20 protein-coding genes are annotated in these 22,771 nt (G+C 63.7%); 11 read left to right on the top strand and 9 right to left on the bottom strand.

Annotation, left to right across the window (positions count from 1 at the left end; translation table 11 throughout):
- Positions 1 to 185 precede the first annotated feature (185 nt).
- From AC0Z42_RS18945 to AC0Z42_RS18935, 3 genes are all read right to left on the bottom strand, one after another.
- Positions 186 to 713 carry a 4'-phosphopantetheinyl transferase family protein gene (locus AC0Z42_RS18945; protein WP_485469744.1) on the bottom strand — a complete coding sequence of 176 codons (528 nt, stop codon included), beginning with the start codon at positions 711 to 713 and terminating at the stop codon, positions 186 to 188.
- A complete protein-coding gene (locus AC0Z42_RS18940; RefSeq protein ID WP_485469743.1) occupies positions 710 to 4,756 on the bottom strand; it encodes a Pls/PosA family non-ribosomal peptide synthetase in 4,047 nt (1,348 codons plus the stop codon). Before AC0Z42_RS18940 ends, AC0Z42_RS18945 begins: the two co-directional genes overlap by 4 nt.
- Before the next feature lie 221 nt (positions 4,757 to 4,977).
- Positions 4,978 to 6,198 (bottom strand): MFS transporter, encoded by a 1,221-nt coding sequence (locus AC0Z42_RS18935; protein ID WP_485469742.1) that lies wholly within the window; start codon positions 6,196 to 6,198, stop codon positions 4,978 to 4,980.
- 96 nt (positions 6,199 to 6,294) lie between these two features.
- Between AC0Z42_RS18935 and AC0Z42_RS18930 the strand changes: the two genes are divergently transcribed.
- Positions 6,295 to 6,864, top strand: a complete 570-nt coding sequence (locus AC0Z42_RS18930) for a TetR/AcrR family transcriptional regulator (protein WP_485469741.1) — start codon at positions 6,295 to 6,297, stop codon at positions 6,862 to 6,864.
- Here AC0Z42_RS18930 and AC0Z42_RS18925 read toward each other — a convergent pair.
- From AC0Z42_RS18925 to AC0Z42_RS18910, 4 genes are all read right to left on the bottom strand, one after another.
- Positions 6,855 to 7,562, bottom strand: coding sequence for an anaerobic ribonucleoside-triphosphate reductase activating protein (locus AC0Z42_RS18925; RefSeq protein WP_485469740.1), 708 nt, complete (start codon positions 7,560 to 7,562; stop codon positions 6,855 to 6,857). The two genes, AC0Z42_RS18930 and AC0Z42_RS18925, sit on opposite strands and share 10 nt — an antisense overlap.
- Positions 7,562 to 7,759 (bottom strand): anaerobic ribonucleoside-triphosphate reductase, encoded by a 198-nt coding sequence (gene nrdD, locus AC0Z42_RS18920; protein ID WP_485469739.1) that lies wholly within the window; start codon positions 7,757 to 7,759, stop codon positions 7,562 to 7,564. The genes AC0Z42_RS18925 and nrdD overlap by 1 nt, the downstream gene beginning before the upstream one ends.
- A complete protein-coding gene (locus AC0Z42_RS18915) occupies positions 7,756 to 9,516 on the bottom strand; it encodes a ribonucleoside triphosphate reductase (protein WP_485469738.1) in 1,761 nt (586 codons plus the stop codon). Before AC0Z42_RS18915 ends, nrdD begins: the two co-directional genes overlap by 4 nt.
- Before the next feature lie 122 nt (positions 9,517 to 9,638).
- A complete protein-coding gene (locus AC0Z42_RS18910) occupies positions 9,639 to 10,052 on the bottom strand; it encodes a hypothetical protein (protein WP_485469737.1) in 414 nt (137 codons plus the stop codon).
- 162 nt (positions 10,053 to 10,214) lie between these two features.
- Here AC0Z42_RS18910 and ubiU point away from each other — a divergent pair, with 162 nt between their 5' ends.
- Genes ubiU through ubiT form a run of 3 tightly spaced genes read left to right on the top strand, consistent with a single transcriptional unit; the run spans position 10,215 to position 12,690 of the window.
- Positions 10,215 to 11,261: a ubiquinone anaerobic biosynthesis protein UbiU gene (ubiU, locus tag AC0Z42_RS18905; protein WP_485469736.1), complete on the top strand. Its 1,047-nt coding sequence runs from the start codon at positions 10,215 to 10,217 to the stop codon at positions 11,259 to 11,261.
- 8 nt (positions 11,262 to 11,269) lie between these two features.
- Positions 11,270 to 12,184, top strand: a complete 915-nt coding sequence (locus AC0Z42_RS18900; RefSeq protein ID WP_485469735.1) for a U32 family peptidase — start codon at positions 11,270 to 11,272, stop codon at positions 12,182 to 12,184.
- 17 nt (positions 12,185 to 12,201) lie between these two features.
- Positions 12,202 to 12,690, top strand: a complete 489-nt coding sequence (gene ubiT, locus AC0Z42_RS18895) for a ubiquinone anaerobic biosynthesis accessory factor UbiT (RefSeq protein ID WP_485469734.1) — start codon at positions 12,202 to 12,204, stop codon at positions 12,688 to 12,690.
- Here the strand turns inward: ubiT and AC0Z42_RS18890 are convergent.
- Both AC0Z42_RS18890 and AC0Z42_RS18885 read right to left on the bottom strand, forming a co-directional pair.
- The gene (locus tag AC0Z42_RS18890) at positions 12,687 to 12,965 is read right to left on the bottom strand and encodes a heavy-metal-associated domain-containing protein (RefSeq protein WP_485469733.1); all 279 of its coding nucleotides are present in this window, start codon (positions 12,963 to 12,965) and stop codon (positions 12,687 to 12,689) included. The two genes, ubiT and AC0Z42_RS18890, sit on opposite strands and share 4 nt — an antisense overlap.
- Before the next feature lie 436 nt (positions 12,966 to 13,401).
- Complete coding sequence (locus AC0Z42_RS18885; protein ID WP_485469732.1) at positions 13,402 to 13,647, bottom strand: hypothetical protein; 246 nt, start codon at positions 13,645 to 13,647, stop codon at positions 13,402 to 13,404.
- A 139-nt stretch (positions 13,648 to 13,786) separates the two neighbouring features.
- Here AC0Z42_RS18885 and aspT point away from each other — a divergent pair, with 139 nt between their 5' ends.
- The 7 genes from aspT to AC0Z42_RS18850 all read left to right on the top strand — a co-directional run bounded on the left by aspT (position 13,787) and on the right by AC0Z42_RS18850 (position 22,764).
- The gene (gene aspT, locus AC0Z42_RS18880) at positions 13,787 to 15,475 is read left to right on the top strand and encodes an aspartate-alanine antiporter (RefSeq protein ID WP_485469731.1); all 1,689 of its coding nucleotides are present in this window, start codon (positions 13,787 to 13,789) and stop codon (positions 15,473 to 15,475) included.
- Positions 15,476 to 15,529: 54 nt separating this feature from the next.
- Complete coding sequence (locus AC0Z42_RS18875) at positions 15,530 to 17,128, top strand: bifunctional aspartate transaminase/aspartate 4-decarboxylase (protein ID WP_485469730.1); 1,599 nt, start codon at positions 15,530 to 15,532, stop codon at positions 17,126 to 17,128.
- A 191-nt stretch (positions 17,129 to 17,319) separates the two neighbouring features.
- On the top strand, positions 17,320 to 18,732 hold the full coding sequence (locus AC0Z42_RS18870; protein WP_485469729.1) for a TolC family protein: 1,413 nt from the start codon (positions 17,320 to 17,322) through the stop codon (positions 18,730 to 18,732).
- The gene (locus AC0Z42_RS18865) at positions 18,729 to 19,703 is read left to right on the top strand and encodes an HlyD family secretion protein (protein WP_485469728.1); all 975 of its coding nucleotides are present in this window, start codon (positions 18,729 to 18,731) and stop codon (positions 19,701 to 19,703) included. The genes AC0Z42_RS18870 and AC0Z42_RS18865 overlap by 4 nt, the downstream gene beginning before the upstream one ends.
- A gap of 6 nt (positions 19,704 to 19,709) precedes the next feature.
- Positions 19,710 to 20,888, top strand: a complete 1,179-nt coding sequence (locus tag AC0Z42_RS18860) for an ABC transporter permease (RefSeq protein WP_485469727.1) — start codon at positions 19,710 to 19,712, stop codon at positions 20,886 to 20,888.
- A complete protein-coding gene (locus AC0Z42_RS18855; RefSeq protein ID WP_485469726.1) occupies positions 20,885 to 22,018 on the top strand; it encodes an ABC transporter permease in 1,134 nt (377 codons plus the stop codon). Before AC0Z42_RS18860 ends, AC0Z42_RS18855 begins: the two co-directional genes overlap by 4 nt.
- A gap of 68 nt (positions 22,019 to 22,086) precedes the next feature.
- The gene (locus AC0Z42_RS18850; RefSeq protein WP_485469725.1) at positions 22,087 to 22,764 is read left to right on the top strand and encodes a DUF1906 domain-containing protein; all 678 of its coding nucleotides are present in this window, start codon (positions 22,087 to 22,089) and stop codon (positions 22,762 to 22,764) included.
- The last annotated feature ends 7 nt before the right edge of the window (positions 22,765 to 22,771 follow it).

Here is a 22,771-nt window from a genome sequence, read left to right as displayed (position 1 = left end):
TCGAGATCGCCGGGCGCCTTATTTGATATTGGCCAGCGCCGCCTGCAAACGTTACAGTGATCCGGTCGCCATCACTGCAAGGAAAACGCCATGCTGGAATTTATCGGAGTGCTGGGAGTGCTCGTCAGTATTATCGTCAAGCTGATTTTTGTCCAGCTAGGGTGTCACGCTGGCATAGCGGAGGATTAATATGCCAATGTCGCGGTGTAGCCTGCCGGTACGGCCACCGCTTGCAAACAACATTCTGCTACTTTTCCATCCCATTCAGACAGTTCGCGCCCCAAACACTTGAGTGTCGCCTCGCGTGCCGTCCATGCCTGCGCCAGGGCCAGCGGCCGTTGCCCGGCAGGACAGGCAGCCAACGCCTGCGCCACTTGGGGGCCCAGGTAATCCGTCGCCACGGCAAACCAGTCATCAATCTCCTGCACCCGCATCACATCGATACCGACCGGCCCATGCAGGTGGATGGCGGCCAGCGAGATGCCGTCGTCATGGCTGATCGCCAGGCCGGCCTCGCGGCCAGCCAGCAGCAGGCGCGGCGCATGGCCAGGCTGCGAGTCCACTTTGATGCCATCGATGGCGATATTCATCCACTGCGCCGCCGCCTCGACGATGGCGCTGCGGATGCGCAAGCGCGCTTCGGTACGCGTCATGGCCGCGTCGATGCCGATTACCAGCAAGCCGTCCTCTTTCAGGTGCTGGGTAAAACTCATGTACGCAAAGGCGCCGCCGGGCAGCCGGCCCAGTTGCTGCCGGCCGGGATATGCTCTCCCTTCATCACCAGGGTCAAAGGGCCCAGGCGCGCGTTGTCGCCGACCTTGGCGCTGTACAGCACCGAACTGCGCGGGCCCATGTAGACGCGCGCGCCGATTTCCACGTGGTCGATCTTCATCACGCGGTCTTCGAACAAATGCGTCTGCGGGCAGGTCAGCGCGTTCAATTCGCTATGGTCGCCGATATGCACGCAGTCGAATTCGGTGATGTCGGTAGTGTCCATGTAGACGCCGCGGCCGATCTTGCAGCCGAACAGGCGAAAAGCCATTGGCAGCCACGGCGTGCCGCGCAGGTAGCGCATGAAGTTGGGCACGGCGATGCCTTCGTACAGGTTCGTCACGCCTTCGGACAGCCACACGAACGGCGTCCACATCGGCGCCGCGTGCTTGCGGTAGCGTCCCAGCAGCAGCCATTTGAGCAGCACCACCAGCAGGAAGTTGCCGATGCCGTAAGCGATGCCGGCCATGGCCAGGTCGGCCACCACTTCGCCCCAGCGCCCGGCGCCGGCCAGCGGCATCACGTCCAGCACCAGCGTATAGCCGACCGCGATCACCAGCGCATGCGGCGCGACGATGCGGAACGCCTCGATCAGGGTGCGGCCCAGGCGGCGCGCCGCCGACGGCTTGAACGTCAGATGCTCGGCAAAGCCGCTGACCTGTTCGCGCGCCGGCAGGTGCATCGGCGGAGATCCCAGCCAGGTATCGCCGCCATGCATCTGTTCATTGCGCGGCGCATGCGTATGCACGCCGATCAGCACGTGCTCGGGCAGGATGGTGCCGTCCGGGACATAGCTGCCGTTGCCGACAAAGCTGCGATGCGAAATGACGGTGGGGCGCATGGTCATCCAGCCGCCGTCGATCTGCTCGTCGCCCAGCATCACGGCGTCGGCGATAAAGGTGTCGTCGCCCAGGGTCAGCATGTCGGGTACCACGCCGAGCGCGGTGGAAATCTCGGCGCCCTTGCCGACCTTGGCTCCCAGCAGGCGATACCAGTACGGCGCGAACACGGTGGCGTAAATGCCGTGCAATACGTTCAGGCTCGACTCCTGGATGTGGCTGACCAGCCACTTGGCGCAGTATATATTGCTGTGCACGGCCGAGGTGCCCGGTTTCAGGCGCGGCAGCGCGCCCCAGCGGATGGCGGCCGACAGCAGGGCCGTCAACACGATCAGCACGGCGCTGGCGGGGAAGGCGAGAATGAAATAACGCGCCAGCTGGGTGGTGGCGTCGCGCCCCTGCAGCCACGGCATCATTTCGCGCTCGTCAAACCAGTCGATCAGCACGAAGCTGGGGAACACGGGCATAAAGAACAGCACCGCGATCAGCACCATGCCAAAGCAGAAGAACAGCATCTCGCCGCTCAATCGGGCTTTGCTGACGCTTGGCCGCGCCGGCTGGCTGGCCGGGTCGAAAGCGCCTATGTCGCGCGCCGGCGACCCGGTCCAGATGCGGCCGGCCGGCACTTGCGCGCCATCGGCCAGCGCCGACTGGCCTTCCAGGTGGCCAAACGCGCCCACGCTGGTATTGCCTTCCAAAATCGCGTAAGAGCTGATGCAGGCGTCGTTGCCGATGCTGATCTGCCCCAGCAGCAGGCGGCCCCGTTCGACGCGGGCGTTTTCAAAGTTGACGGCATTGCCGACGCTGACGTTGTCGCCGATGGCCAGCAGCTCGGGCGCACGCAGGGTCATCGAGCCGATTACCACTTCCTTGCCCACTTTCGCGCCCAGCGCGCGCAGCCACCAGCTATTGAGCGACGAGCCACTGAGCAGATAGGTGGGCGCCGATTCGACCAGGCGGTCGGCCAGCCACCAGCGGTAATAGGTCACGCCCCACAGCGGATAGCTGCCCGCTTTCAGGCGTCCGGCGATCAGCCATTTGCCGCCAATCGCAATCGCAAATTCGCCCAGGGTGGCAAGCAGGAACACGCCGATCGAGGCGGCCACCGCGCGCGCCACGGTGTCGCCCGGGTCGCCCGTAAAGTAATGGTAGGTGAAGAAGGGCGCCAGCCACTGCGCCATGCGCAGGGTGACCAGTACCGGCACGGCGGCCGCTTGCGCCGCGCCGCAGGCCCAGCGCTTGATACGCGACGGTGGCGTCCACTCGGCTTCCGGCACGGCCAGCGCCGGTGCTTCGGCCAGCACGGCGGCGATCTTGCCGATTTCACGGTTGTGGTAGATGTCGCGCACCGTCATATGCGCGTAACGGGGATCGGCGCGCAGGGTCGACGCCAGGCGCGCGGCCAGGAAAGAATGGCCACCCAGGTCAGTGAAAAAGTCCGCCTTGCGCAATATCGGCTGGCCCGGGAACAGCTGCGCCAGCGCCGCGAACAGCGCCGCTTCGGCTGGCGTCTCGGGCAAATCCGATTCGCCCGCTTCACCGGCCGGCGGCGCGGATAAAGGCATGGCTTTCAGGGCCTTCCTGTCGATCTTGCCGGAAGTGAGGCGCGGCATCAGCGGCAGCAGCTCGAACCTGCCCGGCACCATATACGGTGGCAAATGCAGGTTCAGCGCGGCGCGCAGTGTTTTGGCTGTCAGGGCGTCGTCCGGCGCCTCGTCGCTGCCGACGATATACGCCACCAGCTGGTCGATGCCATCGTCCTTGCGCAGCAGGACGGCCACCGTACCCACGCCGGCCTGCTGCGCCAGCACGGCTTCGATTTCGCCCAGTTCGACGCGAAAGCCGCGAATTTTCACCTGGTCGTCGGCGCGGCCCAGGCACAGCACCTGGCCGTCGGCATCAATGCGGGCCAGGTCGCCGGTACGGTACAGGCGCGCATCATCGTGCCCGGTGCTCCAGGGGTTGGGCAGGAATTTTTCCACCGTCAGGTCGGGCCGGCCCAGGTAGCCCTCGGCCAGGCCGGGGCCGATAATGCACAATTCGCCCGTTTCGCCGCGCGCAAGCAGGGCCAGCGGACGGTTTTCTCCCGCTTCCGCCACCTGCAGCACCAGCAGGCCATAGTTGGGCAGCGGCGTGCCGATGGTGACCGGCTGCCCCGGCAGCAGGCGCGCCAGGCTGCACGAGACGGTCGCCTCGGTCGGCCCATAGGTATTGAACATGGCGCGGCCCGGGCGCGACCAGCGCTCGACCAGCGACTCCGGGCACATCTCGCCGCCCAGGTTGATCAGGCGCAGGCTCGGCACTTCTTCGGCAAACAGCGCCAGCAGGGTCGGCACGGCGTGCAGCACGGTGACCTGATTAAGGGCTAGTGCGCGCGGCAGCGCTTCCGGGTCGCCCGAGATCTCTTTCGGTCCCAGCCACAGGGTGGCGCCGACCAGGTAGGCGATCCAGATTTCCTCGAACGACATGTCGAAGGCGACCGAAAAGCCCTGGTAGACGGTGTCGCTTTGCGTCACCCCCAGGACCGCATTTTCGCTGCGCAGGAAGTGGCAGATGCTGCGCTGGTTGATCAATATGCCTTTCGGCTTGCCGGTCGAACCCGAGGTGTAGATCACATAGGCGGGGTGTGCGGGCAGTGTGGCGTGACGGGCATTGAGCACTTCGCCGGCGGCAGCCGGCGCCAGCAGGCTTTCCGCCGTCCAGACCGGGCGGGACACGCCGGCATCGACCAGGCGCGGCGCAAACTGAGCGCAGCTGACAATGCCGGCGCCGTTGGCGTCATCGAGGCACACCTGCAAGCGCTCGACGGGGGTATCTTCGTCGACCGGCAGCCAGGCGGCGCCCGCCTTGGCGATCGCTGCCTGCATCAGCAGCAGGTTCGCGCCGCGCGGCAGCCACAGGCCGACAATATCGCCAGGGCGCACGCCGGCTGCCACCAGGCGCGAGGCGGCCAGGCCGGCCATCGCATCGAGTTCGGCATAGCTGATGCGCCGTGCGCCGTCGATCAGCGCGATCTGTGACGGGCAGCGCCGCGCGGTCGCCTCCAGCAGGTCGGCCAGCACCTCGGTTTGCAGCAAATCCGCTCGCGGCGGGCCATACAGAATGTCGGGATGGAGGGTGGGGCTGTCTGCGGTGAAATCGTTCATGATGACGCTTATCTGTGATGCTCGGTGAGGGATCAAACTTGCGCCAATTTGGTGCGTGGCGCAGTTTGATACATTACAGCAAGCAAGACATTTCAGCGTTGCAGAACGGTGAATTTAAATAGTTTTTAAGCAATTACGTGAGTTTGGCGGCAATTGCCATGATTACGGAATGTAAAACGTGGAAACATGGCGGTCATTTATGGCTGCCTTGCGTTATCCGCTCACGGTGCAAGGGCGGTGTGCCGGGTTTGCCGGAACATGCACGCCAGCGCGGCCAGCACCAGCAGCAGTATGCCGGCCAAAAATCCCAGCGCGGTGGCATACAGGCCGAAGTAACCGGCTGCCAGCCCTGCCAGAATCGCCGGCAGGCTGAGCGCAAAATAACTGAATGCGAAAAAGCCGGACATCAGCTCGCCACGCTCTTCGGGCCGCGCCAGCCCGACCAGGCTGCGTAGCGAGCCGTTAAAGCCGGCGCCAAAACCGGCGCCCATGATCGCCGTGCCAATAAAATATAGCGCAGCCGAGTAGCTGGCAATGCCGGCCAGCGTGACAACCATGCCGGCAGCAAGCGTCGCGCTACCGCCGATCAGCACCGAACGCGGCGCATGTGTGCGCACAGCCAGGATGGCTGCGGCGCTGGTAAATACCAGCGTGGCGATCACAGCGCCGCCCATCAGAGCGGAGTGGTCGCCGGTGACGATACGCGCCAGCGTAGGGCCGAGCGACAGGTAAAACCCGCCGACTGCCCACAGCGCCGTATTGACTGGCAACACCTGCCACAGCGTGGCGCGGGCCTGGTGGGGAATCGCGATCCGCGGCCACAGCGAGCGCCATGCGCCCGGCCGGCGCAGGACCGTCTCTGGCAGGAACCGGACGGCGGCCACCTGCACCATAAAGACCAGCAGCAGCAATACGAACACCGTCCTGGTCGGCGCCGGCGCAAACTGCGCCAGCAGGCTGGCACCCAGTGCGCCGACACCCATGCCGACCATCGGCGCGACACTATTGACCAGTGCGCCATGCACGCGATCGATGTCGATCAGCGCTGCGCTGAGCGCGCTGGTGACCAGGCCCGTGGCAAGGCCTTGCAGGGCGCGCGCGCCAATCAGCGCGGCGACCGAATCGGCATCCAGGAACAGCAGCAGTGAGCCGAGCTCCAGGCCCAGTGCCAGCAGTATCACTTCGCGCCTGCCGCGGTAGTCCGACAGTGCGCCGAAGACCAGCAGTGCACCCAGCAGCGCGACGGCGTAGGTGGCAAACACGATCGTCAGGGTCAGCGCGGAAAAACCCCACGCCTGGCGATAGATGGCATACAGCGGCGACGGTGCGCTGGACGCGGCCAGAAAGCCGACCAGGATGCTGGCCAGCAGCCACAGCGAGGCGTGCGGACTCAGTTCCCGGCGCGCCGGCGAGGCAGGGCCGAGGGAAGAAATAGGGTTCATGGCAATCCGATGCAATGCAAAAGCTAAAAATTAGCTTTTGTGGGAGTAGACACCAAATCGGCCGCTAAAGCAAATGGTTTGCTTTAAAATGTGGGCATGAACTCACGAATAACTCCCCGTCCGGGCGGGCGCAGCGCCCGCGTGCAGGCGGCAGTGCACCGGGCCGTGCAAGAACTGGACGCTGAAATCGGGCGGGCCGACCTCACGGTGCCGCTCATTGCGGAGCGCGCCGGCGTAACGCCATCGACCATCTATCGACGCTGGGGCAGCCTTGCCGACGTATTGTCCGACGTCGCGCTGGACCGTTTGCGCGCCGACGCCGCACCGCTGGAAACCGGTAGCGTGCGCGATGATCTGCAGGCGTGGGCCGAGCAATACCTCGATGAAATGACGTCGCCGGTCGGCCTGGCGATGATGCACGATGTGCTGGCCAGCAATCGAGCGGACATGAGTTGTCAGTGCAGCCTGTACGTTGCCGCGCAAATCAGGACCATACTCGAGCGTGGCATCGCCCGCCAACAGCCGGTGCCGGAGGTGGACGCGGTGATGGACGCCGTCGTGGCGCCCATCATCTATCGCGCTCTGTTCAACGCCACTCCCGTGTCACGCGAGCAGGTGCGGGCCATGGTCGACAACTGCGTGGCGCAGGCAGCGGTTCAGTTCTGAGGATGTCGGAAGGTAAAACGCGGAAATAGGGCGGCAAGCTGTGCCAGCGTGGTCGCCGCCGGGTAGCCATGCAAGGTGGCGTTGAGCAGGCTGCCGTTGGTGCAGCCATCGGCGCTGAACTGCTGCAGAACATAGTTGGTGACGCCTTTTTTCGCCAGCATGGCGGCCAGTTCCAGCAGCGCCGCGTCGGGCAGCAGGGCGGGGTGGATGGTGGTGCGGCATTCATGGGCCACGCCGCTGGCCAGGATGGCGTCCAGGCAGGCGCGCGCCGGGTCGCCGCTGTTGGCCACGCCGGTAATCGCCCGATAATCCGTGAATGCGGCTTTGATATCGAAACCCACCCAGTCGACCAGCGGCAGCACTTGCGTCAAGCGCTGCGGGTAGATGCAGGCCGTGTGCAGGCCCACGCCAAAGCCCAGCGCTTTTACATCGAGCATGGCGTTTTCCAGGGCCGGGTCCATGCATGCTTCGCCGCCACTGAAGACCACCGCGTCGATCAGGCCGACGCGGCGGCGCAGCAGCGCCAGCACATCGGCCCACGGCACCAGGGCGTCGCTCGAGCGCGGCTGCAGATGCGGATTGTGGCAATAGCCGCAGCGCCAGGGGCAGCCCTGCACGAACACCACGGCCGCCAGCTGGCCGGGGTAGTCGGTGGCGGAAAACGGCGTGACGCCGCCCACCCGCAGTTCCTTTGCCATCAGCGGCAAGCGAGCGGTCCCGACACCGAGGCGCACGCTTCGCTGAAGTACTGGCGCTCGTGGAATTCACCCTGCTTGCCGATATTGAACGAGGCGACGGGGCGATGGTAGCCCATCACGCGGGTCCAGATTTCGCAGCGCTGGCGTTCGCTGTCGTCAAGCGTGATGACCGGATTCAGTTGGGGACGTGCGTTCATGGTGTTTCCTCCAGTATGGCGTTCAAGTTGGCCTGCTTGCGGGCGATCAGCTCCGCGTCGCAGGTGGGGCAAAACTCGTGTTTTCCGGCCAGGTAGCCATGGCGCGGACAGATCGAAAAGGTGGGCGTGACGGTGATGTAGGGCAGCGAGAAGCGCGACAGCGCGCGTTTCACCAGTGCGCGGCAGGCGTTGGCGTCCGACAGCGCTTCGGTCATATACAGGTGCAGCACCGTGCCGCCCGTGTATTTGCGCTGCAGCGCATCCTGCAACTCCAGTGCCTCGAACGGGTCGTCCGTATGGCCGACCGGCAGTTGCGAGGAATTGGTGTAATACGGATTGTCCACCGTGCCGGCCTGCAGGATGGCCGGATAGCGCTTGCGGTCTTCGCGCGCGAAGCGGTAGGTGGTGCCTTCGGCCGGCGTCGCTTCCAGGTTGTACATATGGCCGGTCTGTTCCTGGAATTCGATCATGCGTGCGCGCACATGGTCAAGCAAACGGATTGCCAGCGCATGGCCATCCAGGCTGGTGATGTCGTATGCGTTGCCGCTGAAATTGCGGATCATTTCGTTGATGCCGTTGACGCCCAGGGTGGAAAAGTGGTTGCGCAAGGTGCCCAGATAGCGTTTCGTGTACGGGAAAAGCCCCTCTTGCATCAGCTTTTCAATGGTGGCGCGCTTGATTTCCAGGCTGGTCTTGCCCAGTTCCAGCAGGCGGTCCAGGTCGGCCAGCAAGGCCGCTTCGTCGCCGCGCCACAGGTAACCGAGGCGCGCGCAGTTGATCGTCACCACGCCCAGCGACCCGGTCTGCTCGGCTGAGCCGAAGAGACCATTGCCGCGCTTGAGCAGCTCGCGCAGGTCCAGCTGCAGGCGGCAGCACATCGACCGTATCATGTTCGGCTTCAGTTCCGAATTGATGAAGTTCTGGAAGTAGGGCAGGCCGTAGCGCGCCGTCATTTCGAACAGGCGCTCGGCGTTTTCGCTGTGCCAGTCGAAGTCTTCGGTGATGTTATAGGTCGGGATCGGGAAGGTAAACACGCGGCCCTTGGCGTCGCCGGCCATCATGATTTCGATATAGGCGCGGTTGATCATGTCCATCTCGGCCTGCAGCTCGCCGTAGGCAAACGGCATTTCCACGCCGGCGATCACGGGTATCTGTTCGCGCAGGTCTTCCGGGCAGACCCAGTCGAAAGTCAGGTTGGTAAATGGCGTCTGCGTGCCCCAGCGCGATGGTACGTTGAGGTTGTAGATCAACTCCTGCATATACTGCAGCACGTCGGTGTAGGCCAGGCTGTCCTTGCGGATAAAGGGCGCCATATAGGTGTCGAAAGAGCTGAAGGCCTGCGCGCCGGCCCATTCGTTTTGCAGGGTGCCGAGGAAATTGACGATCTGGCCGATGGCCGACGACATGTGTTTCGGCGGGCTTGATTCGACCTTGCCCGGCACGCCGTTCAGGCCTTCGTGCAGCAGGGTGCGCAGCGACCAGCCGGCGCAATAGCCGGCCAGCATGTCGAGGTCGTGGATATGCAGCGCCGCCTCGCGGTGGGCCGCGCCCACTGCCGGCGGATAGACCTGGTCGAGCCAGTAGTTGGCGATCACCTTGCCCGACACATTAAGTATCAGGCCGCCCAGCGAATAGCCCTGGTTGGCGTTGGCGTTGACCCGCCAGTCGCGCCGCTCCAGGTACTCGTTGATGGATGCGGCGACATCGACCTGGCCGCTATTTTTAGATGGCGCCAAGGGTAGTGCGCTAGTTGACATGAAACCTCCAATAACCACAACATGCGGTGTTTTATTAAAGGTTAGCGACTAAATGTAGTGCCGTCAAAGGGTGCGTACAAGCGATTGCCGGAAGCTTGATCCAGGTGAAAATCGCGCTGCTTTCACTTTTTGTTCCAGCGCGTCTCGCGCAGGATCATCCAGGTGGTGCCAAAGAATGCGCCGCCGCAGGCGACGATGCTGATGACCGACGCGGGCAGCACATGCGTCCAGATTTCCATCGGCGAAAACGTGCTCCAGCTGGCCACGCGAATATCAAACGTGATGTAGTTGGCCAGCAGCCAGTACACGGCCAGCAGGGCCGTGCAGATGGCGCTCTGGCGCAGCAGCGGCACCTGGCGGCGGGCAAACACGGCCAGCAGGAACAGCAGCACCACGCCCGGATACACGCCCAGTATTTCGGGCGAAAACATGTGCGTGCTGTTGATGTCATGGCCTTCGACGGGCGAGGCCCATTGCACTTGCAGCGCGGTGAGGAACAGGGTCAGTAGCAGTATCAGCAGTGGTTTGCGGGTCATGGTGGTGGCTGGAATGAATACGAGTTAGGCACGATGGCAGTGGCGCATTCTACAGCGCAAGGAGGGGGTGCCATGCATGCATTCCTTCACCTGCGTCAAGGACTGGCCACATGGCGCGGGGCTATAGTCTCGACCCTGAGCCGATACAGAAAGCGATTCATCATGAAGCTTGAAAACCCCACCGTCTACCGCGCGGCCGGACCGCTGGAACTGGTCTGCCCGGCAGGCAGTTTGCCGGCCCTGAAAGCGGCCGTCGACAATGGCGCCGACACTGTCTACCTGGGCTTTCGCGACGCCACCAACGCACGCAATTTCGCCGGACTCAATTTCGACGAAAAGGCGATTGCCGAAGGTGTGCGCTACGCCCACCAGCACGGCCGCAAGGTGCTGCTGGCATTGAATACCTACCCCCAGCCGCACAACTGGAGCGTGTGGCGCAGCGCCATCGACCGCGCCGTCGATGCGGGGCTGGACGCCATCATCGTCGCCGACCCGGGTCTGATGGCCTATGCATGCAAGCATCATCCGCAACTGCGTTTGCACCTGTCGGTACAAGGCTCGGCCACCAACTACGAAGCGATCAATTTTTACCATGAACACTTCGGCATCTCGCGTGCCGTGCTGCCGCGCGTGCTGTCGATGACGCAGGTCGAGCAACTGATCGCCAGCACGCCGGTCGAGATCGAAGTGTTCGGTTTCGGCAGCCTGTGCGTGATGGTCGAAGGGCGCTGCGCGCTGTCATCGTATGCGACCGGCGAAGCGCCCAACACCCATGGCGTATGTTCGCCGGCCAAGGCCGTGCGCTGGGTGGAAACGCCGGCCGGCCTGGAGTCGCGCCTGAATGGCGTGCTGATCGACCGCTACGGCCCCGGCGAAAACGCCAGCTACCCGACCCTGTGCAAGGGCCGCTTCGACGTCGACGGCGAACAGTATTACGCCATCGAGGAACCGGCCAGCCTGAATACCCTGGCGCTGCTGCCGCAGCTGGTCGCCATGGGCGTGAAAGCCGTGAAAATCGAAGGGCGCCAGCGCAGCCCGGCCTATGTGGCGCAGGTCACGCGCGTATGGCGCGAGGCCATCGACACGATCGACGCCTGCCGCGACGGCCAGCAGCGCTACGCCGTCAAGCCGGGCTGGATGGCGGCGATGGACAAACTGGCGGAAGGGCAGCAGCACACATTAGGCGCCTATCACAGGTCATGGAAATAAGGAAAATCATGCTGAAGCTTTCATTGGGGCCCTTGCTGTACTACTGGCCGCGCGTCACCGTCTTCGAGTTCTACCAGCAGGTCGCCGACTCCGCCGTCGATATCGTCTACCTGGGCGAGACGGTCTGCTCGCGCCGCCATGAGCTGCGCCTGACCGATTGGCTCGACATCGCCGACCTGCTGGCGGCTGCCGGCAAGGAGGTGGTGCTGTCGACCCAGGCGCTGATCGAGTCCGGTGCGGAACTGGCGACCTTGCGCCGTATCGCCGGCAACGGCCGCTACGCGGTGGAGGCGAACGATTTTGGCGCCGTGCATTGCCTGGAAAAGGGCACGGCCTTTATCGCCGGCCCGCACCTGAATCTGTTCAATGGCCCCAGCCTGCAGCTGCTGGCGCAGCTCGGTGCGCGGCGCTGGGTGATGCCGCTGGAAATGAGCCGGGAAGCGCTGGCCGAGCTGCGGCGCCAGATACCCGAGGGCATCGAGACGGAAGTGTTCTCGTATGGCCGCATGCCGCTGGCGTTTTCCGCGCGCTGCTTTACGGCGCGTAACCGCAACCTGCCGAAAGACGATTGCGGGTACAGCTGCCTGCAAGAGCCCGATGGCCTGTTGCTGCGCACGCGCGATGGCGCGCCTTTCCTGGTATTGAACGGCACGCAGACGCAGTCGGCGCTGGTCTACAACCTGGTCGGTGAGCTGGACGCGATGGCCGCGCAGGGCGTGGGCGTGGTCCGCCTCAGTCCGCAAGAACACAATACGCTGGAAGTGATCGGCATCTTCGACCAGGCCCGCCGCGGACTGCTCTCTGCCGGCGAGGCCCAGGCGCAGCTGGCCGCCTGCCATGCGGCGGGCACGTGCGACGGCTACTGGCATGGCCGGCCTGGCATGCACAGCCAGGCGAATGTGCTCCACGAAGCACGCCATTGAACCCCACAGGAATCACCATGCTCAATCATATTGAAACACTGCCGCCATTCCGGCTGCCGCCGTCCCTGGCCGCGCTGCTGGCCAGGCTGCCGCCGTACCCCGCTTCCTGGGCCTTCGTGCAAGGCCTGAACCGCCTGCTGGCGCCGCAACTGCCCGACGATGTGCGCGCGCTGCTGGCCGGACGCAGCCTGCGCCTGCGCGTGCTTGACGCGGGTGTGGCGGTCGATTTTTGCTGGCAGGGGGCGGCGTTTGCGCCGGCCCGCCATGCCCAGGCGCCTGATTTGACCATCGGCGCCAGCGCGCATGATTTGCTGCTGCTGGCGCGGCGCCAGGAAGATCCGGATACCTTGTTCTTCAGCCGCCGCCTGCTGCTGGAGGGCGATACGGAACTGGGCCTGCTGTTCAAGAACACCCTCGATGCGCTGGAATTGCCGCCCTTCGATATGCAGTCGCTGCATCCGCGCCGCGTGCTGGCGCAGCTGTGCGGACGAGCGGACCAGACCTAGCTGCGGTGGCAGTGGCCGCAGGCGCCGGTGCAGGGAATCGCTGCCTGCGCCGCTTCCATTTCGCCGATAAACCCGGCGCCATTGACGGCGTCGATCACGGCAGCGAGCAGGCGTTCCTGCGTGGCCACGGTTTCGTCGAATTGTACCGTGGCGTCGTTGCGGGCCAGTGACACGCACACCGTTTCGACCCCCTTGATGCTTTCCAAAACCTGCGTCAGTGCATCGGCACAGCCCTCGTGGTCCATGCCGGTAATAGTCAGTCGCGCTGTCTGCATCGCTTGCCTCTTGCTTTTCGGATAAAAAAACAGCGTAGGCGAGGCGCCCGCATGCCGTCCAGAGCCGCACGCAGGATTTCTTTTCTATTGTCGGTTTTCTTGATCCAGATTAAATTTGGTCTGTCCTGCTTGGCCAGTAGCTGCTGTTATTCCGGGCACATGTTCCCTTGCGATGACCTGTGCCAGTGACCGGCCCGAGCATATCCTGCTGGTGAACAAGGCATTTTGGTAGCGTTAAAAAAATTACTAATGGTTTTATTGATCGCTGTCAAACGGCTGATCTAATCGTGCGAGGGATATTTGCCTGAACGCAAAGCGAGTTCAATAAACAGCTGTTGACAGTTATAAAATTATCACCGAATATGATTCCACGAAACAACTTTTCCCCAGCGTCGCCCTATCAGGCAGGCGCGTCAGGGGACCCTGTACGCCTGTTCTAACGCCAGCGCCAGCCGGCCCCGGAACGCGTCGCCATCCGATTCTTTTCGAAAGTTTGCTCATGCTCGATCAGAATCGCGTTGGCGTTGCGCCAGGCGCCGTCGTTCGCCTCGTGCCTGGCGCTGGTGCTGCGCGCCAGGCCCTTCCCGGATATCGACCAGCGCGCTGTGGCGAGCATCGCAGGACAGAAGGTCACCGTCGTCACCGCCTGTCGCATCATGTCCGTCGTTGGCCTGATCGCCATCGCCACCCGCCAGATTTTTTCACTCCCTCCGCGCGGCAGCCCATGCCGGAAAGCCGGCGTTGCCGGGACCGCTCAGCGTGTCCCCGGTCGGCCCGGTGCGCGCGCAAAAACAATTCCTTCAAAACGAAAGGCGGTCCGCATGGAATGGTTGCATGAATTATTCAAGAAATCCCCTGAAATTGCCTTGTTTCTCTCCCTGGCTGCGGGTTACTACATCGGCAAGATCAAGTTCGGTTCATTCCAGCTTGGCGGGGTCGCCGGTTCACTGCTGGTGGCGGTCCTCGTCAGCCAAGTCGGCGTCGCCATCGACCCCGGCGTCAAATCGGTGCTGTTCGCCCTGTTCATTTACGCCGTCGGCTATGAAAGCGGACCGCAGTTTTTCAATTCGCTGGGGCGCCAGTCCGTGCGTGAAATCATCCTGGCGGTGGTGCTGGCCGTGACGGCACTGCTGACGGTGGTGATCCTGGCCAAGGTCTTCGGCCTCGACAAGGGGCTGGCGGCCGGGGTGGCCGCAGGCGGCCTGACGCAATCGGCCATCATCGGCACGGCCGGTGACGCGATCGCCAAGCTGGGCCTGGCGGCCGACGAGGTGGCGCGCCTGCAGGGCAACGTCGCCGTCGGTTATGCCGTGACGTATGTGTTCGGCTCGTTCGGCGCCATCATCGTCTGCGTCAATATCCTGCCAAAACTGATGGGGCGCACAATCCGCGAAGATGCGATCAAGGCGGAAACGGCGCTGCAGTCTGGCGTGCAGGTGCTGGGGCCGGGCCAGACGCCGGCCGCACCGGACCTGATCGGCCGCATCTACGGCGTGGGTCCGGGCGCCGGCCGCTCGGTGGCGGACATCGAAAGCGCCCATCCGAACATGGCCATCACCATCGAACGGGTCAGGCGCAATGGCCAGATCCATGACGTCACCCCGGACCTGGTGCTGGCGGCCGACGATATCGTGCTGCTGGTGGGACGGCGCGAAGCGATGCTCAGCGTCTCCTCGCAGCTGGGCAAGGAACTCGATGCCGTCGAAGGCATGGAACTGGTGATGCAGCGGCGCGACATGGTCCTGGCCAACAAGGCTTACCACAACAAGACGGTGGGCGAAATCCGCAGCGCCACGGGGCCCGGCGTACGCCATGGCATCTTTGTCGTGCAACTGAGCCGCATGGGCAAGATACTGCCCATGCAATCGGATACCGTGGTGCAGACGGGCGACGTGGCGACCATCTATGGCGCCGAGCAGGACGTCAAGCGCGTGGCGGCCGAGGTGGGCTACATGATCATGCCGAGCGCCAAGACGGACTTCGTCTACATGGGTGCCGGCCTCGTCGTGGGGCTGCTGGCAGGCTTGCTGGTGGCCCGCATCGGCGCAATTCCGCTGACACTGGGCAGCGGTGGCGGTGTGCTGCTGTCAGGCCTGGTATTTGGCTGGTATCGCGCCCGGCGCCAGAGTTTCGGCTACATGCCCAGCGGCGCCGTGCAAATCCTGAAAGACCTGGGCTTGGCCGGTTTTGTCGCCGTGGTCGGCCTCACGTCCGGCCTGCAAGCGGTGCAAACCGTGCGCGATCATGGCCTGACCCTGTTCGGCGTGGGCGTCGTCGTGACCATTGTGCCGATGATACTGACCATGCTGATCGGCCGCTACATCCTACGTTACGACAACGTGGCTGTATTTGCCGGCGCCTTGTCCGGTTCGCGCAGCGCCAATCCCGCGTTCGGCGAAGTGCTTAACGCGGCGCAGAACGCTATTCCCACCGTGCCGTTCGCCATTACGTACGCCCTGGCCAACGTTTTCCTGACCTTGCTGGGGCCGCTGATCGTGGCCTTCGTCTGAGTTCCCATGTCGTTGCAAGAACCCGAACAATTTCATTCTGAAGGAGTAGCAAAAATGGATTTCACGAACCCCGCCAAACTCGCCCTGTTGAGCCCATTCGAATTGAAGGATGCGCTGATTCAGACGGCCATGCAAAGCAACCGCCTGATGCTTAATGCGGGCCGCGGCAACCCGAATTTTCTGGCCACCACGCCACGCCATGGTTTTTTCCAGTTCGGCCAGTTCGCCATGACGGAGGCGGAGCGTTCCTATGTGTACATGGACGACGTGGGCGGCTTTCCCACACGCCAGGGCATCGAGGCCCGCTTTGAAATCTTCGTGCGCCAGCAGGCCGCCACGCCGGGCGTGCACTTCATCGAAGCGGCCGTGTCATATGTGCGCGACCAGCTGGGCCTGAGCGCGGGCGACTTCATCTACGAGATGTGCGAAGCCATCCTCGGCTGCAACTATCCCGTGCCGGACCGCATGCTGCGCCTGTCCGAGCAAATCGTCGGCCAGTATATTCACCGCGAAATGATCGGCAAACATCCGTTCGTGGGCAACTTCGACATGTACGCCGTCGAAGGCGGCACGGCGGCCATGACATACCTGTTCGCCAGCCTGAAATCGAACCACATCATCCAGGAAGGCGACACCATCGCCCTGGGCATGCCGATCTTTACGCCGTATATCGAAATTCCCCAGCTTAATGATTACAAGCTCAATACCGTGCACATCGACGCACCGCAATCGAACAACTGGCAATTCACCAAGACCGAGCTGGACAAGCTGCTGGACCCGAAAGTGAAGGCCTTCTTTCTCGTCAATCCCAGCAATCCGCCATCCGTCAAGATCGATGACGACACGCTGGAATACATCGCCAAGATCATCCGCCAGCGCCCGGACCTGATCATCCTCACTGACGATGTGTACGGCACGTTCGCCGACAATTTCGTCTCGCTGTTCGCCATTTGTCCGTTCAACACCATCCTCGTGTACTCGTTTTCGAAATACTTCGGCGCGACGGGCTGGCGCATGGGGGTGGTGGCCACGCACGAAAACAATGTGATCGACGACAAGATCGCCAAATTGCCGGAAGCGATCAAGCAACAGCTGGATGAACGCTACCACTCGATTACCACCGAGCCTCGCGAACTGAAATTCATCGACCGCCTGGTGGCCGACAGCCGCACCGTGGCGTTAAACCACACGGCCGGCCTGTCAACGCCCGTACAAGCGCAGATGACCCTGTTCTCGCTGTTCTCGCTGATGGACGAAGAGCAGAAGTACAAGCAATCGATGAAACGCATCGTGCTGCGTCGCAAGGAAGCGCTGTACCGCGAACTGGGCCTGCCGATGGTGCACGACGCCAATTCCGTGCGCTACTACCATTTACTGGACATGGAGTTGCTGGCCGCGCAGATGCATGGCGTGGAATTTTCACAATGGCTGCTGAAAAAGCTCAAGCCGAACGAAGCGCTGTTTCGTCTTGCCCAGGAAACCGGCGTCATCCTGTTGCCGGGCCGCGGTTTCGGCACCACGCATCCATCGGGCCGGATCTCGCTAGCCAACCTGAACGAATACGACTACGCCAATATCGGCCGTGCCATCCGTAACATGGCGACCGAGTTCTTTGCCGTGTTTGAAAAGGAAAATGCGACAATCATGGCTTGAAGTCAAGGCAACAAGCGGTAATGTGTAGAGAATGACAGGCACGGGCGCCTTCGCAAGAGGCGCCCGTTTTCGCGTGGCAGCGGCACGGCCTGCAGTGCAGGCTGGCGTGGACATCCTTGCCTATAATTGCTATTGTGAAAGTATAAACATCGCCATCGCGTGCTTTCGCTTTTTTATGGACAGGACACCACATGGGCCCCACTGCAGTACCTTGTTTGCGATTGTTTGCCGGCGCCGTGGCGCTGGTGCTGTTGCTTCCCGCACAGGCGCAGACGCTCAGCTTTGGCGAAGCGCTGCGCCAGGCGGCCGCCGCTTCTGGCGCCGTGCAGGGCGCCTCGCTCGAGGTGCGCGCCAAGACGCTGAAGGCCGAGACCTTGTCGAATATCGACGGCCCCTCGCTGGACCTGACGGCCTTTCGCGGCCGCCTGTCGACCGACCTTTCCCTCGATACCAGCCGGCTTGCCGGCGTCGCGGGCGGCATCGGCGCGGCGCTGCCGAACTTGCCGATACCGGAAATACCGAATTCGCTGGACCGCGACGTGGTGACCAATCTCACCTCGTTCGGCCTGGTCGGCATGTGGCCGATTTATACGGCCGGGCGGTTAGATGCCGTCAAGGGCGTGGCGGCCGGCATGGCGCAGGAGGCCGATGCCGAACAGGCCGAAGCCGAGGAAAAGCTGTCCACCCAGGTGGCGCAGCGCTATTTTCAGCTGCTGCTGGCGCAACGGGTGGTGGCCGTGCGCGCGGAAGTGACGATGGGGGTGATTGAGCACCAGCGCGACGCGGCCAGGCTGGAAAAGGGCGGCTTGATTTCGCGCGCCGAACGCCTGCGCGCCGACGTGGCGCTCGACGGGGCGCGCAGCGAGGAAGCCCAGGCGCGCAGCGAGGCGCAAATCGCGCAGGTGGCGCTGGACCGCCTGCTGAATACCGGCGCCCAGGTGCGTCCGGCCACGCCTCTGTTCGTCAATTCGCTGCCGGTGGGCTCGCTGCAATCGTTCATCGATACCGGCATGCGCGAGAACGCGGCCTGGAAAAAGATCGCCAGCAAGCGTTTTCAGTCGGAACAGGCGCTGCGCCTGCACGGCAAGGAGTACAGCCCTACCGTGTTCGCCGTCGGTAACTACAACCTGAACCGGGGCGGCGAGCGCGTGGTGCGCTCGAACTGGGCGGTCGGGGTGGTGGTATCGGTACCGCTGGTCCACCGCATCAATACGGGCAAGCTGATCGAAGCGGCGAAACTGGACCAGGAAAGGGTGGAAGTGACGGCGCGCCAGGCCGAACGCGATATTCCCACCCTGATCGAAAAGAACTGGCGCGCACTGGAAAACGCGCGCATCCAGTTCCTTTCCACCGGCTCGTCGGTGGAACTGGCGCGTGAAAACATCCGCCTGCAGACGGTGGCTTTCCAGCAGGGGCAGGTGACGTCGCTGGAAGTGGTCGACGCGCGCCTGAACCTGGCGAAGATCGAGACCCAGCGCGCGCAGAGCGCCTACAACTATGTGCTGGCGCTGGCGCAGCTGCTCGAAGCGGCCGGCGAGACGCAGCGCCTGGCCAGCCTGGCCGCGCAAGCCGACCTGCATTTACCTATGGATACCGCACAATGAGCAAGACCAAAAAACAGCTTGCCGGGCTGCTCGGCATTGTTATCCTGATCTTTGTCGCCTGGGGCTTGTACCAGGCTTTCCAGCCGCAGCGCCTGCCCTTGCAAGGGCAGATGGATGCGCAGGAAGTCAATGTCTCGTCGAAGGTGGCGGGCCGGGTCGGCCAGGTGAATGTGAAGCTCGGTGACACGGTCAGCCAGGGCCAGCTGCTGTTCCAGCTGACCAGCCTGGAGGTGGACGCCAAGGTCGCGCAAGCCACCGCCGCGGCGCAGGCGGCCGACGCCGTGGCGCAGAAAGCGCAGGCCGGCGCGCGGCCCGAGGAAGTACGGGCGGCAAAGGCCAACTGGCAGCGCGCGCAGACCGGCGCGGCCATCGCCAGGACCACGTATGACAGAGTGAATAATATGTTTGCCGAGGGCGTGATCGCGCGCCAGAAGCGAGACGAGGCTGAAGCCCAGTGGCGCGCCGCCGAGCAGCAGGCGCAGGCCGCGCGCGCGCAGTACGACATGGCCAATGCCGGTGCGCGGCCCGAGGACAGGAATGCCGCGAACGCCCAGGCGCGCCAGGTGGGCGCCGTGCTGACCGAAGCGCAGGTGGCGCTCGCCGAAACCAAAATCGCCGCACCGGTGGCCGGCCAGGTCAGCAAGATCCAGATACAGCCCGGCGAACTGGCGCCGCAGGGCTTTCCCGTGATAACCCTGGTCAACCTGGCCGACGCCTGGGCCGTGCTGCAGGTGCGCGAGGACGAGATGGCGGCGTTCGCCATGGGCAGCACGCACACGGCCAATGTGCCGGCACTGAAACAGCAGCTGACCTTCAAGGTCAGTTCGGTGGCCGTGATGCCGGACTTCGCCACCTGGCGCGCGGCTCGCCCGGGCGGCACCGACTTGCGCACCTTCGAGATACGCTTGCGCCCGGCCATCAGGGTCGAAGGCCTGCGCCCCGGCATGTCGGTCGTGTTTCCGCCGCTGTGAAGCTCCATGGCTGAAGCAATCAAGCAGCCAGCGGCCCTGGCGCGCGAATGGGCGCGGCTGCGTGCCGATTTTTGGGACCTGGCCATGCTGAGCGCGATACCGCTGCTGCTGTGCGGCCTGCTGTGGTGGATTTTCTCGGCCGGCGTCGCGCGCGACCTGCCGATCGCCGTCATCGACAACGATAACTCCAGCTTGTCGCGCCAGCTCACGCGCTGGCTCGACGCCTCGCCCGGCATCAAGGTGGCCGCCAAGGTCGGCTCCAGCGACGAAGCATTGCAGCTGCTGCGCGAGCGCAGCGCTTTCGGCTACCTGGTGATTCCGTCTGACTTTGAACAAGAACTGCTCGCTGGTCGCCAGGCCACCGTGCAGTGGCTGTACAACGCGCAGTTTTCCTCGCACGCGGGGGCCTTGCTGCGCGACGTGCGCACGGTGTCGACCACCTTGTCGGCCGGCGTGGAAATGACGGCGCGCGCAAAGAAAGGCGTCTCCGGCGTGCAGGCGGCCGCCCAGTTCGAACCGGTCCGCACGCAGTTGAACAGCCTGTATAACGAGAACATCAGCTATGAGGCGTTTCTGACCCTGGCGCTGATGCCGTCGATGCTGCAGATCTTTATCGTGATCGCGGTCGTCACCACCATCGGCCGCGAACTGCGCGACGGCACCGTGCCGCAATGGCTGGCCTCGGCCAACGGCAACTGGTGGCGCGCGGTAGGCGCCAAGCTGCTGTTTCCGCTGGCCGCGTATATGGCGCTGGCGCTGCTGTATCTGCTGTTTTTCAGCCTGGCACGGGGCTGGGCGGTGGCGGGCAGCTTGCCCGGCCTGTTGCTGGGCATGCTGCTGCTGGTGCTGGCGTATTGCGCCTTGGGTCTGCTGCTGATCGCCGCCACCTTGTCGCTGCGCCTGTCCTTGTCCGGCACGGCGTTTATTACCGCGCCGGCATTTGCCTTTGCCGGCCAGGCGTTTCCGCTGATGGCCATGCCGCCCTTGGCGCGCGCTTGGGCGCAAGCGCTGCCGCTCACGCATTACCTGGAACTGCAGACGATCTACTGGCTCGGTGGTGCGCCGTGGCGTTATGGCGCGCCGCAGTTGCTGGTGCTGGCCGTTTTTACCATCGGCTGCGGCCTGCTCGGCATGCTGCTGCTGGCGCGCCGCGCCAATGCGCCCGCTGCCTGGGGACGCACATGATGTGGCAAGCTTTCCTGGCTACCTGGCGCGCCATGCTGACCGACAAAGGCGCCTTGACCTTGCTGTTTGTCGGCGGTGTTTTATATTCGTTTTTTTATCCGCTGCCCTACACGAAAGAAGTGGTGCAGCGCGTGCCGGTGGCCGTGGTCGACCAGGACCGCAGCAGCATGTCGCGCCAGATGACGCGCTTTGCCATGGCCCATCCGGCCTTGCAGGTGGTGGCCGTCACGCCCGAACTGCCGGCCGCCCAGCACCTGCTGTGGCGCGGCGAGGTGATGGGCGTGCTGATCATCCCCGAAGGCTTGCAGAGCGATGTGCTGGCCGGCCGCGCGGCGCAGGCGCAGGTGGCGGGCAACGGCTTGTACCTGATGCTCAACAAGGTGGTCCTGAACGGCCTGGCCGAAGTGGTGGGCACGGTCTCGGCCGGCATCGAACTCAAACGCCTGGCGGCCGCCACGCCATCGAACTACCAGGCTGCTGGCCAGCGCTCGCCGATCGCATTTGACGCCGTGCCGCTGTTTAATGTGAAGGAAGGTTATGGCGCCTATGTGGTGCCGGGCGTGGCTACTTTGATCGTGCAGCAGACGCTGTTGATCGGCATGACCATGCTGTTCGGCACCTGGTACCAGCGCAAGACCTTTCCGCTGGCCGGCAGCCGCACGGCAGGCGGCTATATCGGCATGCTGCTGGCGTTCGCCTCGGTGGTATTCCTGAACTGCTGCTATTTTTTCGGTTTCGTGTTCTGGTTCCAGGACTACCCGCGCGGTGGCAATTTTGGCGGCATGATGCTGTTGCTGCTGCTGTTTTCGCTGGCCGAAGCAGCCTTCGGCATGCTGGTCGCGATGCTGTTTCGCACGCGTGAACGGGGCACCCAGCTGATGATCGCCACCTCGATGCCGGTGCTGTTCCTGGCCGGCCTGACCTGGCCCGTCAGCTCCATGCCCGCGCCGCTGCAGGCGCTGCGCTGGCTGTTGCCGTCGACGGCCGGCATCCAGGGTTTCGTCGCGCTGAACCAGCTGGGCGCCTCGTTGTACGACATACGCCATGAAGTGGCGGGGCTGCTGGGCCTTTTGTTGGCATGCATGGCGCTGGGATGGCGGCGCTGGCGCATGGCGGAAAAAACCGGCTGACGGGGCTTTGTTTTTGGCGTGCAGGTGGTACGATCGTGAGCCGATCAAATCATTTTGCGAGGATGGCAATGCCAGCCAGCCAGTCCATCAGCAATTCCCCGGGAGTTGTCCAGCCGGCGCCCGATCAATCCCTGGGTTTTGATGCCGATTGTCCGGTAAGCCAGGATACGGCGCAGGCCTTCGCCAGCCAGGGTTACCGCTTTTGCGCGCGCTACCTGTCGCTGCAGGCGCAAACCGCGCCGGGCGACCTTACCGCCAGCGAAGCGCAAGGCATACTCGCAGGCGGCCTGGCCCTGATGCCGGTGCAGCATGTGCTGGAACCGGGCTGGCGGCCCACGGCGCAGCTCGGCCAGGAGCACGGCGCGAATGCCGCAGCCCAGGCGCTGGCCATCGGCGTGCCGCCGCAAGTCAATCTATGGCTCGACCTGGAAGGCGTCAGCGCCACTGCCACGGCACAGGAGGTGATTGGCTATTGCACCAGCTGGTTCAATGCCGTGGCGGCAGGGAACTACCTGCCCGGCATCTACGTCGGCGCCAATTGCGGCCTCGATGGCCAGCAGCTCTACGACCTGCCGTTCCAGCACTACTGGCATTCGGAAAGCACGGTGCCGGCCATACCCGGCCGTGGTTACCAGATGATGCAAAGGCCGCAGTCCGGCACCGTCAATGGCCTGTCCATCGATGTCGATACCACCATGGTGGACGAGTTGGGTGGCGTGCCGCAGTGGTGGATCAGGGCTGGCTGACAAACGC

Source organism: Janthinobacterium sp. 1L-D-8-B-C4 (assembly GCF_057291295.1).
Note: the sequence above shows the minus strand (reverse complement) of the source record. Positions and strands in the feature narration are given on the sequence as shown.

Bases quoted from the DNA above. Each gene is read 5' to 3' on its own strand.
- AC0Z42_RS18945 (WP_485469744.1), bottom strand. From the start codon at position 713: ATGAGTTTTACCCAGCACCTGAAAGAGGACGGCTTGCTGGTAATCGGC.
- AC0Z42_RS18940 (WP_485469743.1), bottom strand. From the start codon at position 4,756: ATGAACGATTTCACCGCAGACAGCCCCACCCTCCATCCCGACATTCTG.
- AC0Z42_RS18935 (WP_485469742.1), bottom strand. From the start codon at position 6,198: ATGAACCCTATTTCTTCCCTCGGCCCTGCCTCGCCGGCGCGCCGGGAA.
- AC0Z42_RS18930 (WP_485469741.1), top strand. From the start codon at position 6,295: ATGAACTCACGAATAACTCCCCGTCCGGGCGGGCGCAGCGCCCGCGTG.
- AC0Z42_RS18925 (WP_485469740.1), bottom strand. From the start codon at position 7,562: ATGGCAAAGGAACTGCGGGTGGGCGGCGTCACGCCGTTTTCCGCCACC.
- nrdD (WP_485469739.1), bottom strand. From the start codon at position 7,759: ATGAACGCACGTCCCCAACTGAATCCGGTCATCACGCTTGACGACAGC.
- AC0Z42_RS18915 (WP_485469738.1), bottom strand. From the start codon at position 9,516: ATGTCAACTAGCGCACTACCCTTGGCGCCATCTAAAAATAGCGGCCAG.
- AC0Z42_RS18910 (WP_485469737.1), bottom strand. From the start codon at position 10,052: ATGACCCGCAAACCACTGCTGATACTGCTACTGACCCTGTTCCTCACC.
- ubiU (WP_485469736.1), top strand. From the start codon at position 10,215: ATGAAGCTTGAAAACCCCACCGTCTACCGCGCGGCCGGACCGCTGGAA.
- AC0Z42_RS18900 (WP_485469735.1), top strand. From the start codon at position 11,270: ATGCTGAAGCTTTCATTGGGGCCCTTGCTGTACTACTGGCCGCGCGTC.
- ubiT (WP_485469734.1), top strand. From the start codon at position 12,202: ATGCTCAATCATATTGAAACACTGCCGCCATTCCGGCTGCCGCCGTCC.
- AC0Z42_RS18890 (WP_485469733.1), bottom strand. From the start codon at position 12,965: ATGCAGACAGCGCGACTGACTATTACCGGCATGGACCACGAGGGCTGT.
- AC0Z42_RS18885 (WP_485469732.1), bottom strand. From the start codon at position 13,647: ATGGCGATCAGGCCAACGACGGACATGATGCGACAGGCGGTGACGACG.
- aspT (WP_485469731.1), top strand. From the start codon at position 13,787: ATGGAATGGTTGCATGAATTATTCAAGAAATCCCCTGAAATTGCCTTG.
- AC0Z42_RS18875 (WP_485469730.1), top strand. From the start codon at position 15,530: ATGGATTTCACGAACCCCGCCAAACTCGCCCTGTTGAGCCCATTCGAA.
- AC0Z42_RS18870 (WP_485469729.1), top strand. From the start codon at position 17,320: ATGGGCCCCACTGCAGTACCTTGTTTGCGATTGTTTGCCGGCGCCGTG.
- AC0Z42_RS18865 (WP_485469728.1), top strand. From the start codon at position 18,729: ATGAGCAAGACCAAAAAACAGCTTGCCGGGCTGCTCGGCATTGTTATC.
- AC0Z42_RS18860 (WP_485469727.1), top strand. From the start codon at position 19,710: ATGGCTGAAGCAATCAAGCAGCCAGCGGCCCTGGCGCGCGAATGGGCG.
- AC0Z42_RS18855 (WP_485469726.1), top strand. From the start codon at position 20,885: ATGATGTGGCAAGCTTTCCTGGCTACCTGGCGCGCCATGCTGACCGAC.
- AC0Z42_RS18850 (WP_485469725.1), top strand. From the start codon at position 22,087: ATGCCAGCCAGCCAGTCCATCAGCAATTCCCCGGGAGTTGTCCAGCCG.